13 protein-coding genes are annotated in these 12,712 nt (G+C 63.6%); 7 read left to right on the forward strand and 6 right to left on the reverse strand.

The features are described 5' to 3' along the window. Positions 1–9 precede the first annotated feature (9 nt). The 5 genes from hydA to QM685_RS33690 are packed head-to-tail and all read right to left on the reverse strand — an operon-like array spanning position 10 to position 5,284. On the reverse strand, positions 10–1,437 hold the full coding sequence (hydA, locus tag QM685_RS33670) for a dihydropyrimidinase (RefSeq protein ID WP_415123574.1): 1,428 nt from the start codon (positions 1,435–1,437) through the stop codon (positions 10–12). Next, complete coding sequence (locus QM685_RS33675; protein ID WP_415123575.1) at positions 1,434–2,390, reverse strand: dihydrodipicolinate synthase family protein; 957 nt, start codon at positions 2,388–2,390, stop codon at positions 1,434–1,436. Before QM685_RS33675 ends, hydA begins: the two co-directional genes overlap by 4 nt. Continuing rightward, a complete protein-coding gene (locus tag QM685_RS33680; RefSeq protein ID WP_415123576.1) occupies positions 2,387–3,568 on the reverse strand; it encodes an NAD(P)/FAD-dependent oxidoreductase in 1,182 nt (393 codons plus the stop codon). The genes QM685_RS33675 and QM685_RS33680 overlap by 4 nt, the downstream gene beginning before the upstream one ends. Next, positions 3,565–4,986, reverse strand: a complete 1,422-nt coding sequence (locus tag QM685_RS33685) for an FAD-dependent oxidoreductase (RefSeq protein WP_415123577.1) — start codon at positions 4,984–4,986, stop codon at positions 3,565–3,567. The genes QM685_RS33680 and QM685_RS33685 overlap by 4 nt, the downstream gene beginning before the upstream one ends. Next, the gene (locus QM685_RS33690; RefSeq protein ID WP_415123578.1) at positions 4,979–5,284 is read right to left on the reverse strand and encodes a (2Fe-2S)-binding protein; all 306 of its coding nucleotides are present in this window, start codon (positions 5,282–5,284) and stop codon (positions 4,979–4,981) included. Before QM685_RS33690 ends, QM685_RS33685 begins: the two co-directional genes overlap by 8 nt. A gap of 154 nt (positions 5,285–5,438) precedes the next feature. Here QM685_RS33690 and QM685_RS33695 point away from each other — a divergent pair, with 154 nt between their 5' ends. From QM685_RS33695 to QM685_RS33720, 6 genes are all read left to right on the forward strand, one after another. Beyond that, positions 5,439–6,266, forward strand: a complete 828-nt coding sequence (locus QM685_RS33695; protein ID WP_415123579.1) for a transporter substrate-binding domain-containing protein — start codon at positions 5,439–5,441, stop codon at positions 6,264–6,266. Between the two features lie 81 nt (positions 6,267–6,347). After that, positions 6,348–7,016: an amino acid ABC transporter permease gene (locus tag QM685_RS33700; protein ID WP_415123580.1), complete on the forward strand. Its 669-nt coding sequence runs from the start codon at positions 6,348–6,350 to the stop codon at positions 7,014–7,016. A 14-nt stretch (positions 7,017–7,030) separates the two neighbouring features. Beyond that, positions 7,031–7,705, forward strand: a complete 675-nt coding sequence (locus QM685_RS33705) for an amino acid ABC transporter permease (RefSeq protein WP_415123581.1) — start codon at positions 7,031–7,033, stop codon at positions 7,703–7,705. Beyond that, positions 7,683–8,420: an amino acid ABC transporter ATP-binding protein gene (locus QM685_RS33710; protein WP_415123582.1), complete on the forward strand. Its 738-nt coding sequence runs from the start codon at positions 7,683–7,685 to the stop codon at positions 8,418–8,420. The genes QM685_RS33705 and QM685_RS33710 overlap by 23 nt, the downstream gene beginning before the upstream one ends. A gap of 11 nt (positions 8,421–8,431) precedes the next feature. Further along, a complete protein-coding gene (locus QM685_RS33715; RefSeq protein WP_415123583.1) occupies positions 8,432–9,319 on the forward strand; it encodes a DMT family transporter in 888 nt (295 codons plus the stop codon). An 11-nt stretch (positions 9,320–9,330) separates the two neighbouring features. Further along, the gene (locus QM685_RS33720) at positions 9,331–10,569 is read left to right on the forward strand and encodes an ArgE/DapE family deacylase (protein WP_415123584.1); all 1,239 of its coding nucleotides are present in this window, start codon (positions 9,331–9,333) and stop codon (positions 10,567–10,569) included. 41 nt (positions 10,570–10,610) lie between these two features. Here QM685_RS33720 and QM685_RS33725 read toward each other — a convergent pair whose 3' ends face one another. Beyond that, positions 10,611–11,267, reverse strand: a complete 657-nt coding sequence (locus QM685_RS33725; protein ID WP_415123585.1) for a GntR family transcriptional regulator — start codon at positions 11,265–11,267, stop codon at positions 10,611–10,613. Between the two features lie 193 nt (positions 11,268–11,460). On the opposite strand from QM685_RS33725, the gene QM685_RS33730 reads away from it, so the two are divergent. Continuing rightward, positions 11,461–12,627: an AAA family ATPase gene (locus QM685_RS33730; protein ID WP_415123586.1), complete on the forward strand. Its 1,167-nt coding sequence runs from the start codon at positions 11,461–11,463 to the stop codon at positions 12,625–12,627. The last annotated feature ends 85 nt before the right edge of the window (positions 12,628–12,712 follow it).

A 12,712-nucleotide genomic window follows, 5' to 3' on the forward strand; every position in this document is an offset into this window, starting at 1 on the left:
GTTCTTTTCTTACCAGTGCGCGCCCAGTTCGCCGCGCGGCACAAACTGTCCGTGTCCTGTATGGCCGACCCACTGACCATCGTCGATGAGCAATTCGCCGCGCAGCAGCACCTTTTTCACGCGCCCGGTGACCTGCTGGCCTTCGAATAGCGTGAAATCGCAATCGCTATGCTGGGTGGCGGCACTGATCGTATGCGATTCGCCCGGATCGAACAGCACGATATCGGCGTCACTGCCGACCGCAAGCGTGCCTTTTTTCGGGAATAGACCAAACAGCTTCGCAGGCGCCGTCGACGTCAGCTCGACGAAGCGGTTCAGCGAGATGCGGCCGGTTCGCACGCCGCCGTCATAGACCACCGTCATGCGCGTTTCGACGCCCGGCACCCCGTTTGGAATCTTCGAGAAGTCGTCGCGGCCGAGAGGCTTCTGGTTCACATTGCCGCGGTGACCTTCCTTCATGCAATACGGACAATGATCGGTGGAGATCAGTTGCAGGTCGTCGGTCTTCAGCGCGGTCCATAGCGCGTTCTGCGCGTCTTTCGAACGCAGCGGCGGACTCATCACATAGCGTGCGGTGTCGAAGCTTTCGTCGGCGTACGCGGATTCGTCGAAGAACAGATAGTGCGGACAGGTTTCCGCAAACACCGGAATGCCGAGGTCGCGCGCTTCGATCACATGCTTGAGCGCCTCTCTCGCCGACAGATGCACGAAGTAAACCGGCGCCCCGGCGAGTTCGGCGAGCTTGATGCCGCGATGTGTCGCCTCGCCTTCCATGATGGCCGGACGCGTGAGTGCGTGATAGCGCGGTGAGGTATGCCCTTGCGCGATCGCTTCGCGAATCAGCAGGTCGATCACGGTGCCGTTCTCGGCGTGCAGCGCAATCATCCCGCCATGCTGGCCCACCATGCGCATCGCCTGAAAGATCGCGGCATCGTCGGACATCACGGTGCCCGGATACGCCATGAACATCTTGAAGCTCGACACCCCTTCGTGGCGGATCGCGTATTGCATGTCGCCGAGCACGGCGTCGTCGACCTGCGTGACGATGACATGGAAGCTGTAGTCGATGCTGGCGACGGACGCCGCTTTCGACTGCGCGCGCGCAATCGCATGGAGGGGGCTGGTCCCCGCGGTTTGCAGCGCGAAGTCGATGATCGTGGTGGTGCCGCCGAAGGCGGCCGAGCGGGTGCCGGAAGCGAAGTTGTCGCAGGTCACCGACGGCCCGAACGTATTCTCCATATGCGTATGCGCATCGACGCCGCCGGGAAATACCAGCAGTCCGCTCGCGTCGATCACGCGGGTGTCCGGTCCGGCTTCGAGCTGCTGTCCGATACAGACGATGCGTTCACCTTCGACGACGATATCGGCGACGTAATCGTCGACGGCCGTAATCAGGCGTCCGCCCCGGATCAATGTGCGGGTCGTGGCGTGAGTCATGAATCGCTCCGTTCGTGGTCAATGTCTAGCGCAAAGGCGAGGGCGTCTTCGAGGCGGCGGACTTCCGCGGCGAGAAGCGGCGGGACCGGAGGGCGCATCGACGGACAGGGAATCTTGCCGAGCAGATGCAGGCAGGCCTTCAGGCGCGCATTCGCGTGAGAACCGGGCGCCGTGCCATAGATGGCCTTCGCAAGCGGATAAATGCGGGCATGGAGCTGTTGCGCTCGCGGAAGATTGCCGTGCTTCACCGCGCGATAAAGAGAGACGATCAGTTCCGGCACGACGGCCGCGAGACTCACGAGACTGCCTTCGGTGCCGATCGCGAAGCAGGAGAACAGATGCTCGTCGCCGGAGGCCATCACGGCCACATGCGGCGCGACGGACTTCGCGAGTCTGCGATTGGCTTCATAGGCGCTGGTCTCCCAACTGCCTTCCTTGATCGCGACCACCTCGGGCAGGCTGACCAGCGCTGTCAGCATGGCGGGCGTGTAGGCCATCGAGCCGGTACTGACACCCGCCTGATACAGCATCATCGGTAGTCGCGCGTTCTCGTTGGCAATCCTGTGATGGGTGATAACCGTTTGCAGATCGGTGGAAAGTGCCCATGAATAGGGTGGAAACAGCAGTAAAACATCGGCCCCCGCGCGTTTCGCGTCGTCGGTCTGCGCCTGGGCTTCATAGCTGTCTTCCGAGTTCACACCCGCCACGATGATCGAGCGGTCGCCGGCCACGCTGTGCGCGATCTCGACCACTCGCCGCTTTTCGTCGCGCGACAACGCGAAGTTCTCGCCGGCATGGCCGTTGATCAGTAAGCCGACAATGCCGTCGACCGCCACCACGTCTTCGAGGTGGCGCGCGAGCGCGGCTTCGTCGAGATGGCGGCCGTGTGCGTCGAGCGGACACAGCGTGGCGGCATAAATGCCGTTGAAGGGAGCATCGTGCGAGGGAATCATGGGATCTGTTCTCGATGAGGAAGTTCTGGCGCGGCGGTCATGAGCCGCCCGGGATCGAACAGCGGCAGCTCGGGCGTTTCGCCGAGCATCGTCTGGGCGAGCAGTTTGCCCATATAAGGACCGCTCGTATAACCGGAGTGCACGCAGCCGATGACCCACGCATCGCGAAGACCCGGCAGCGGGCCGATCATCGGCATCGCATCGGCTGTTTCCGACTCGAGCCCGAGCCAGATGCGCGCCACGCGGGCTTTCGCCAGCGCCGGGATCACGTGCTGGGCAAGCCGCAAGTTGCCGATGAGGTTTTGCGGAATGGTTTCGACGGGGCCGAGCGCCCGGTCGCCGACGCCCTGCCAGCCACCGCCGATCAGCACCGTGCCGTTGGAGAACTGCTTCATCGAAAGCAGCCCGTTCGCGATGCTCAGTACCGAGCGCATCACGGGCGGCATCCGCTCGGTGACGATCAATTGATTGACGAGCGTCTTCACCGGGATGCGGATATCGAGCATCGCGAGCAACGGTTCGAGCCAGACACCACCCGCCATCACCAGTCGCGTCGCGTTGATGCGAATGGATGCCGCGGCGCCGCCTGAGTCCAGCGTACCGTGCACGCGGTAATGTCCGTTCGTCCGTTCGATGCGCGTGGCCGGCGTTTGCTCGAAGATCTGCACCCCCGCCGCAAGGAGTGCCGCGCGATACGCGCGGCCGGTCAGATAGGCGCTGGCGAATCCGTCGGTCGTGCAGAACGCGGCCTCGAGCATCGTGGGGTTGAGCCCCGGCTCGACGGCCAGCGCCGCATCGCGGTCGAGCAGGTCGATCCGCGCGCCGTATTCGCGTCGCGCGGCGGCGCGCGTGCGCAGCAGATCGCGTTCGGCCTCGGTGAAGGCGAGCGAAAGGCCGGGCGCCGCGGTCGCGAGGACGCTTTCACCGAGCCATCGGTCGGTCTCCATCCACATCCGCCACGCCCGGATTGCGTACGGAACCAGTGCGGCTCGCGTCATATGCAGCGTCAGTGTGCCGGCGTTGACGCCGGATGCCGCGCGGCACAGCGCGTCACGCTCCATCACCGCCACGCGCATCCCGGCGCGGGCAAGGAACAATGCGGTCGTGCAACCCATCACGCCGCCGCCGACCACGAGGACGTCGAATGGCCCGTATTCCACTTCGATCGCCGCGCTCATAGCGGAGCCGCCGTCGGAATGGGGATCTCGTCGTACGTAAAGCTACCCGTGAGCGCTTCGACCGTTACCGGTCGCAAAGGCGTGCGCGCGGAGAAGCAGCCGACCGCCTCACGCGTGACACCGGTGCGCCGCATCAGGAGTTCGCCGACGACGTCGCCGCAGGTGCGGCCCTGGCATGGTCCCATGCCGCAGCGCGTCCACGCCTTGAGCTGGTTGACATCGCGAGCGCCGGCATTGACCGCTGCGTCGATCTCGGCGCGGGTCACGTCCTCGCAGCGGCAGACGATGGTGTCCGGTGAGATGCTGTCGACATGACCGGGGCGCAGCGCCATCAGATTTGCCATCGCGTGTCCGAAGCGTGCCGCGCGCCGCTGCTCGTCGCGTGCAGGCTCAATGCGGCGCTGCAGGCGTGAAACACAGGATGCGCCGAGATCGAACGCGCACGCGAGTCCAGCCAGCGTGCCATACGCGGCAGCCGCCGCGGCGCCGGCGATTCCGGCGCCGTCCCCCGCGACATAGAGGCGTGGCCGCGAGGTGCGCCCATCCTGATCGGCGACAGCGATCCATCCTCCCGCCGCCCGCGAATAACGGTGCTTCGCGCGCAACAGACGGGTAACGTCAGTGGAAGGTGTGAGCCCGTGACCGACTGCGACGCAATCCGCCAGTATCGTTTTTCGTTCGCCGCCGACAGGGCGGCCGGCAGCGTCGCAGCGGGCGAGCGTCACGGCTAGCCGATCGTCCACCGGTTTGACGCCGATCAGCGTGTGGCGTGCATAACGTGGCGTGCCCGCGCGTCGAATCGTGTTCCACCAGTTCAAGCCCTGGCGCAGCAGGTCGGGGCGCGCGAGCATCGTGGGCAGCGCGCGGGCCCAGTCGGCGGTGCCGGCGAGATCGACGATCGCCTCGACCTTGCCGCCGCCTTCGATCGTCTTTGCCGCCACGGCCGCGAGCAACGGGCCACAACCGGCGACGAGCGTCGAGCGGCCCGGCAACATACCCTGCGATTTCAGCAGAATCGTCGCGGCGGCCAGTCCGATGACCCCCGGCGTGGTCCACCCTTCGAACGGAACCACCCGTTCAGTGGTGCCGGACGCAACGATCAGCGCCCGCGCCGTGCAATGGACGGGGCCGTTCGGGCCGATGGCGTCGACACGGTAGTCTCCCGTCACCGCCCACACGGGATGCGCAAAGAACGTGGTGACGCTGCTGGCGGCGAGATCGCGCCGCAACGCGTCGCCCGTGCGCTGGTCGGCACTGTGTCCAACCGCCGTGGGATGGATCGGCGCACGATAAACCTGTCCGCCGGCGCTCCGATTTTCATCGAACAGCGCGACATTCAACCCGGCCGATGCTGCCGCGAGCGCGGCATTCGCACCAGCGGGACCGCCGCCGAGCACCACTACGTCGAATTCAGACATCGCCGCCAGTCTCCGCCACGGTTTCGACACGCATGCCCGCGGTGACGGATGTCTGGCAGGCGAGCGTGCGGCGGCCATCGACCATCACCAGGCACTCCTGGCACGAGCCCATCAGACAGAACATGCCACGCGCCTCGTGCAGGCGCGGACTCGCGCGCAAGGTCTTGACACCGGATGCGAATAACGCGGCTGCCACGCTTTCACCGGTGCGCGCCGCAAACCGTCGGCCATCGAAAAACAGCTCGACGGCAACGATCTGGTCCGAATCGTGGATACGCATCGCATGCTCTGAAGACATCGGCGCAACCCTCGCTTGACAAGTAATTTAGGCGATGTTTTGATAGTAACGTATACGATACGTATACGCAAAGCCGACAAAAAAACGGCGCTGCGAATGCCTCACGCGAGTGCGAATACTTCCGCACTTTCACGTCCTCTCACGGAGCTACAGCATGAAACCGTCGATCATCCTGAGTCGCATGCTTGCCGTCGGTCTCGCGGCATGCGCGCTGCTTGGTTCAGTCAGTGCAAGCGCGCGCACGCTGGACGAAATTCTCGCGTCGAAGAAGATCGTGTTCGGGATTAACCCGAACCTGCCGCCGCTCGGCACGTACGACGCGAAAAACAATATCGACGGGTTCGATGTGAGCATCGCGCAAAAGATTGCGGACTCGCTGGGCGTGAAGCTGGAAATCGTGCCGGTCGGGTCGAATGACCGGGTGCCGTTTCTGATGACCGACAAGATCGACGCGTCGATGGGCGGCATGACGCGTAATGCCGACCGGATGAAAGTGATCGACTTTACGGATCCGGTGAACACCGAGGTGCTCGGTGTGTTGACCACGCAGGACAAGCCCTACAAGAACTGGATGCAACTGAACGACCCATCGGTGCGCCTCGTACAGGTGCGCGGCACGACGCCGGTCAAGCTGATCCAGGACAAGCTGCCCAAGGCGCAACTGTTGTTGCTGGACAATTATCCCGACGCGGTACGCTCGATTGCCCAGGGGCGCTCCGACGCGCTGATCGACGTGCTCGACTTCATGCTGAGCTATACGAAGAACTATCCGACGAAGTGGCGTGTCGTCGACGCGCCCATTGAAGTGGATTACGACTGTATCGGTATCAAGAAAGGCAATACCGCGTTGACCGAGCGCCTGAACAAGGAAATCGGCACGCTGCAAAAGAGCGGTTTCGTCGCGGCAAGCTGGAAGAAATGGTTCGGCAGCTCGATGCTGTACGATCCGACCGCCGCGCCGCCCGTGCTGCCCGCGCAGTAACCCGGCCTTGCCACCGGCGGCGCGCGTCGCAGCCCGTGGCAACGTACGCCGCATCATTTCGCTGCAGGGAGTACTGATTCAATGACGCTTCAGTTCGGGCCGATCCTCGAGCAATGGCCGTATCTGCTCGGCGGCGCGTGGCTCAGCCTCCAGATCGCGGTGCTCGCGTTTGCCTTCGGCATGCTGATCGGGCTGCTGTGCGCGTCGCTCCTGCGCTATGGGCCGGCTTTCATGCGTCGGCTCGTGACCGCATATGTGTCCTTCGCGACCAACACGCCGCAGCTCGTGCAGATCTTCTTTCTGTTCTTCGCGCTGCCCGCGATCGGCATCACGCTCTCACCGTACACGGCGGTTCTGCTCGGCGCCACCTTCAATGCGGGCGCCTATTTGTGCGAGATCCAGCGCGCCGGTTTCGCGTCGGTGCGCTGGGCGGAGATCGAGGCCGCCGAGGTACTCGGCTTTTCGACGCCGCAGATCGTGCGACACGTGATTTTTCCGCACGTGATGAAAGTGATGTTTCCACCGCTGTCGAACCAGTTCATCGTGATGACGCTGGGTACCTCGATGGCATCGATTTTCGGGGTCGAGGAGCTGACCGGTCGCACCTACAACCTGAGTTCGCAGACGTATCTGTCAGTCGAGGCGTTCAGCGTGGCGGCGGTCATGTATATCGCGATCACGCTGCTGGCGACCTTCGCGCTGGCGATGTTCGGCCGCAAGGTGTGCCGCGCGAAGATAAAGGTGTTCTGATGGCCGGCTCGACGATGACACAAATCACCCACCTGTTCTCGTACTACAACGCTTTGTTGCTGCTCGAAGGACTCGTCGCGACCTTCGTGCTTTCGGCGATCGGTTGCCTCGCGGGTTTCGTTTCGGGCTTCGTGGTCGCGATCCTGCGCGTGACCCGCTCACGCGCGATGGCGCCGGTGCGCGCGCTCATGTTCGCGTACTGCCTGCTGTTCCGGCGCGTGCCGTTTCTCGTCACGTTGATGCTGGTGTTTTTCGCGAGCCAGTCGATCAACGCCAACCTGTCGACGTTTGCCGTCGCGCTGATCAGCGTATGCCTGATTGCCGCCGCGTATCTCGGGGAGATCGTGCGCAGCGGCCTCGAGTCAATCCACATCAACCAGTGGGAGGCCGCCAGCACGCTGAACTTCAGCTATCTGGAAACGCTGCGCTACGTGATCGTGCCGCAGGCATGGCGCGTGATCCTGCCGCCTACCTTCGGGTTTTTCGTGATGTTTATCAAGGACACCGCGCTGGCGTCGCAGATCGGCGTGATGGAACTCACGTCGGCGGGAAAGGTGCTGAGCAACAAGGGTTTTTCCGCAACGTTGGTATATGGGACGATTCTGGCGCTGTATTTCCTGATGTCGTATCCGTTGTCGCGCTTCGGTAAGCGCGTGGAGAAAAAGCTTGCCACAACTCGAAATCATTGATCTGAAAGCATCCTACGGGCCGCACACGGTATTGGAACGTATCAACCTGTCCGTCGAGAAGGGTGAAATCGTCAGCCTGATCGGGCCGTCGGGATCGGGCAAGAGCACGTTGCTGCGCGTCCTGATGGGTCTGCTGCCGCCCGAACACGGCAGCGTTCGCCTGAACGGCAGCGTGGTGAACTACGCCGACAAGGCGGCCGTGCGCGCGCTGCGCTCGGATATCGCCATCGTGTTCCAGCAGTACAACCTGTTCCAGAACATGACCGTGATCGACAACGTGATGATCACGCCCACCAGGATCAAGGGCTGGCCGCGCGAGGAGGTCGAACAGAACGCGATCGGTCTGCTGACGCGCGTCGGGCTCGCGCACCGCTTGCATGCGTACCCCGACGAGCTGTCGGGCGGCCAGCAGCAGCGCGTCGCGATCGCCCGCGCGCTTGCGTTGAAACCGAAGCTGCTGTTTCTCGATGAAGTGACGGCCGCGCTCGATCCGGAACTCGTCAATGAAGTACTCGACACGATCCGCGAGCTTGCGTCCGATGGCATCACGATGTTCATCGTGTCGCACGAAATGAGCTTCGTGCGCGAGGTGTCGTCGAAGGTCGTGTTCATGGCGAGCGGCCACGTGGTCGAGACGGGGACGCCGCAGCAGGTATTCGATGCACCGCGGGAAGTACGCACGCGGGAGTTCGTCGGCAAGATCCTGCGGCACTGATGGCGACGTTCGTGGCGACCCGCGGCGGCCTGCGCGACGCGCCTGTCAGAAGCGCGCTGCAGGTCGTCTGCGCGACGCTGCTGTTCGTCGGCGTGGACGGCATCGGCAAGCTGCTGGTGAGCGAGTTGCCGACCGGCATCGTGGTATGGGGGCGCTACGCATCGAGCGTCGTCGTGCTGCTCGCGCTGTTGCCCGGATACGGCCCGCGCGCGTTGTGGGGTACCCATGCGCCCGCGCTGCAACTTCTGCGAGGCGCGAGCCTGTTGGGGACGACCGGCTTCATGTTCATGTCGGTCCGTTATCTGCCGCTGACAGACGCTTACGCGGTGCAATACACGTCGCCGATGCTGGTGGGTGTGCTGTCCGTCGCGTTCTTGCGCGAACGCCCGCGGCGTACGCAGATCGGTCTGATGGCAATCGCCTTCTGTGGCGTTCTCACGATCGTGAGGCCCGATATCGCCGCATTCGGCTATGCGATATTTCTGCCGCTCGTCTCGGCATTCTGCTACGCCGCGTATCAGTTGCTGACGCGCCACGTCGCGTCGCGCGACACGCCGCTTGTCAGCCTGTTCTGCGCGAATCTCGTCGGTCTGGCGGTTGCAAGCTTCGCCTGGCTGTTCTGGCAGCCCGCGCTCGGCGCGCGCCAGATCGCGTTGATGGCGCTGATGGGGCTCGGTAGCGCGGCGGGTCACTTTCTTCTGGTGAACGCGCTGCGCGGTGCGCGCGCTTCATGGATCGCGCCGTTTCTCTACGTACAGATCGTCTGGGCCAGCGCAGCCGATGCGTTTCTGTTCCAGCGGGCGCCGGCACTGACGACCTGGATTGGCGCGGCGATCGTCATTACCTGCAGCGTGACATTGTTGTGGGTCAGACCGGTTTCACCCCCTCTCAAACCTTGAGGCTTGCCTGCATGACTACCCCTGTTTCTACCTCGGCGTTGTTCGACGCAATCGACCGGAGCTTCGCGTCGGAAGTCGATTTTCTCGCGGCGCTTGTGCGCACGCCATCGGATAATCCTCCCGGCGATTGCGCCGCGCATGCCGGGATGGTCGCGCTTGCGCTCGAAGCGCTGGGCTTCACGGTGGAGCGCCATCCGGTGCCTGTCGACGACGTCACGCGGGCCGGAATGATCAGCGTGACGAATCTGGTCGTGCGGCATCGTTTCGGTGATGGACCGACCATCGCGTTGAACGCGCATGGCGATGTCGTGCCGCCGGGCGACGGCTGGTCCTTCGACCCCTATGGTGCCGAAGTGCGCGACGGCTGGATGTACGGACGTGGCGTGGCTGTTTCGAAATCCGATTTCGCGACCTACGCGTTCGCACTCAAGGCATTGATCGACACCCGGGCGCCGCTTTCGGGCACCGTCGAACTGCACCTCACTTACGACGAGGAAAGCGGCGGTCTGATCGGGCCGGCGTGGTTGCTGAAGCAGGGCATCGTAAAACCCGACTACGCGATTTGCGCGGGCTTTTCCTATGCCATCACGACGGCGCACAACGGCGCGATTCACCTGGAAGTGACGGTGCGCGGCAAGTCTGCCCACGCGGCGCGGCCGGATACCGGGCACGATGCGCTCGAAGGCGCGGTGGCGGTGCTGAACGCACTGTATGAACATCGGGCGGCGCTGCGGGAGATCCGCTCGGCAACCAACGGTATCGAGCATCCGACGCTCGTCGTGGGATTAATCGAAGGGGGAATCAATACGAATGTCGTACCGGACAAAGTGACGTTGCGTCTGGACCGGCGTGTCGTGCCCGAAGAAAGTCCGCAGGCGGTGCTGATGCAACTCAGGCAACTGATCGAGGCGTCCGTGACGAATCAGCTTGGCATCAGCGTCGAGATACGGGAGGTGCTGGTGACTTCGCCGCTGCGTGCGATCGACGGCGCGCAGCGTCTGTCGTCCGCCCTGCAGCGCGCCGCGAAGATCACGCTGCAACGGGACATTCCGACCGAAGGCGTGCCGCTCTATACCGATGCACGACTCTATTGCGAAGCGGGTGTACCAACCGTCATTTACGGCGCCGGTCCGCGTACGCTGCTCGAAGCAAATGGACACCGCGCGGACGAGCGCGTCGCGCTCGAAGATCTGCGCGTCGCGACGAAGACCGTCGCACTTGCGCTCAGCGACCTGCTGGCCGGCGCGTAGGCAAATACGTGTGGCGCGCGCGGCGGGCGATGCGTTAGCGATCAACTGTAAGTGCCTTCGACGAGCCGGTCGAGCACAAAGCGGCGCAGGTTCTGCAGATGGGAGCGCACGGCGGTGCGCGCCGCTTCCGTATCGTCCGCCAGATACGCTTCGAGAATCGCCAGATGTTCCGCGCGATCTTCCTCGATGCGGTTGAATGGCGTGACCAGTTCGAACAGCCGGCTGTTCGTGCGCACCAGGTCGATCATACGCGCGAGCACATCGTTGCCGCTCGCGCGCGCCATCATCGTGTGGACCTGATCGTCGATCTGCCAGTGAGCCTGTTCCTGCTGGCCGCTGCTCAATGCCTTGATCTTCTTGACCAGTTGCCGAACCAGCTTCTTGTCGATCTTGCCGATAGCGAGTCCGATGGCCTCCGCTTCGAGCAGTTCGCGCACTTTCATGGCCTGAAAGTATTCCTGCGCGCTCACGGAGCGTACGGAATACGAGCGCGCGCCCGCGCGTACCAGCAGGCCTTCGCCCTCCAGCCGCAACAGGGCTTCGCGCATAGGGGTGCGGGAGATTCTGAGTTCGTCGGCAAGCCGTCCTTCGACCACCGGGCCACCGCTGCGTAGCGCCTTGTCCAGAATCATCCGGCGAAGTGTCTGATAGGCTAGTTCGCCGAGTTTCTCGGGACTGGAGGTGGAATTAGTATTCACGCGATCTCACTGAAGTTATATGTTAAGTATACGAGCTGTATGCGGTTGCGCAAGTTTGTCCACTATACGAGGGGTACGGATTTTTTCCGCTCACTACGACGCCGACCGTCTGCAATGCAACCCTTCGGCTCAATAGATCATTCTGTCAAAATCAGCTTCCTCGACTATTTCGCGATTTGCACCCGAGCCTGAAATGCTGACCACACTCGCGATTGCCGGCTATCGTTCACTGCGCGAGTTGATCGTGCCGCTCACGACGCTCAACATCGTGACGGGACCCAACGGCAGCGGTAAATCGAACCTGTATCGCGCCCTGCGTCTGCTCGCGGAAACGGCGCGTGGCGAGCTGATCCCGTCGCTGGCCCGCGAAGGCGGTCTGCAGTCGACGCTATGGGCCGGTCCGGAGCGTTTTTCGCGCGACATGCTCGCGGGCGAGCAACCGGTGCACGGAACGGTGCGCAAGGATCCGGTGAGCCTGCGGCTTGGTTTCGCCGGTGACGCATTGGGCTACGCAATCGACCTGGGCCTGCCGCCGCCGGACAGCACTTCGCAGTTTCAGCTCGACCCGGTCGTCAAACGCGAGTGCATCTGGAGCGGCCCCGTGCTGCGGCCGTCCGCATTGCTGGTGGACCGGCAGGGAGCAGCGCTGCGCACGCGCGACGACGAAGGCAAGTGGACACCGGTCGCTCAGCCCATCGCGAGCTTCGACAGCATGGTGACCGAGTTTGCCGACCCGAAAACGGCACCCGAGATGATCGCCGTACGCGAGCAGATCCGCTCGTGGCGCTTCTACGATCACTTTCGTACCGACACCGACGCGCCGTCGCGCCGCCCCCAGATCGGCACGCATACGCCCGTGCTGTCCAACGACGGCGCGGATTTCGCGGCCGCGCTGCAGACGATCCGGGAAATCGGCAATCCGGTGGCGCTCGACGCGGCTATTGAAGATGCATTCCCCGGCTGCCGGATTGCAGTTGCGAATCGCGACGGGCACTTCGAAGTAACGATGCGGCAGCACGGGCTGCTGCGACCGCTGAAGGCTCGTGAACTCTCCGATGGCACGCTGCGTTATCTGCTGCTGGTAGCCGCACTGCTCACGCCGCGCCCGCCCGGGTTGCTTGTGCTGAACGAGCCCGAGACGAGCCTGCATCCCGATCTGCTGCCCGCACTGGCACGGCTCATCGCCGATGCGTCGACACGTTCGCAGGTCATCGTCGTGTCACATGCGACACGACTCATCGCGGCGCTCGAGCGTGAGGCCGTGAGCCAGTCGATCGTGCTGGAAAAACAGCTTGGCGCGACTCGCATCGTGGGTGCCGACGAACTTGATATTCCCGCGTGGAAATGGTCCGCGCGGTGAGCAAGGAGCACGGTCAGCGGCCTCATCGACATGCGGACGCCGCCGATGCGCGCCGGGAAAACGCGGAACGCGAACCCCCGCCTTG

It is taken from the genome of Paraburkholderia sp., from assembly GCF_047605525.1.
Classification (GTDB): domain Bacteria; phylum Pseudomonadota; class Gammaproteobacteria; order Burkholderiales; family Burkholderiaceae; genus Paraburkholderia.

What these genes read in the sequence shown, in the direction of transcription:
- QM685_RS33695 (WP_415123579.1), top strand. Translation starts at nt 5,439, where the DNA reads ATGAAACCGTCGATCATCCTGAGTCGCATGCTTGCCGTCGGTCTCGCG.
- QM685_RS33690 (WP_415123578.1), bottom strand. Translation starts at nt 5,284, where the DNA reads ATGTCTTCAGAGCATGCGATGCGTATCCACGATTCGGACCAGATCGTT.
- QM685_RS33700 (WP_415123580.1), top strand. Translation starts at nt 6,348, where the DNA reads ATGACGCTTCAGTTCGGGCCGATCCTCGAGCAATGGCCGTATCTGCTC.
- QM685_RS33705 (WP_415123581.1), top strand. Translation starts at nt 7,031, where the DNA reads ATGACACAAATCACCCACCTGTTCTCGTACTACAACGCTTTGTTGCTG.
- QM685_RS33720 (WP_415123584.1), top strand. Translation starts at nt 9,331, where the DNA reads ATGACTACCCCTGTTTCTACCTCGGCGTTGTTCGACGCAATCGACCGG.
- QM685_RS33730 (WP_415123586.1), top strand. Translation starts at nt 11,461, where the DNA reads ATGCTGACCACACTCGCGATTGCCGGCTATCGTTCACTGCGCGAGTTG.
- hydA (WP_415123574.1), bottom strand. Translation starts at nt 1,437, where the DNA reads ATGACTCACGCCACGACCCGCACATTGATCCGGGGCGGACGCCTGATT.
- QM685_RS33680 (WP_415123576.1), bottom strand. Translation starts at nt 3,568, where the DNA reads ATGAGCGCGGCGATCGAAGTGGAATACGGGCCATTCGACGTCCTCGTG.
- QM685_RS33675 (WP_415123575.1), bottom strand. Translation starts at nt 2,390, where the DNA reads ATGATTCCCTCGCACGATGCTCCCTTCAACGGCATTTATGCCGCCACG.
- QM685_RS33685 (WP_415123577.1), bottom strand. Translation starts at nt 4,986, where the DNA reads ATGTCTGAATTCGACGTAGTGGTGCTCGGCGGCGGTCCCGCTGGTGCG.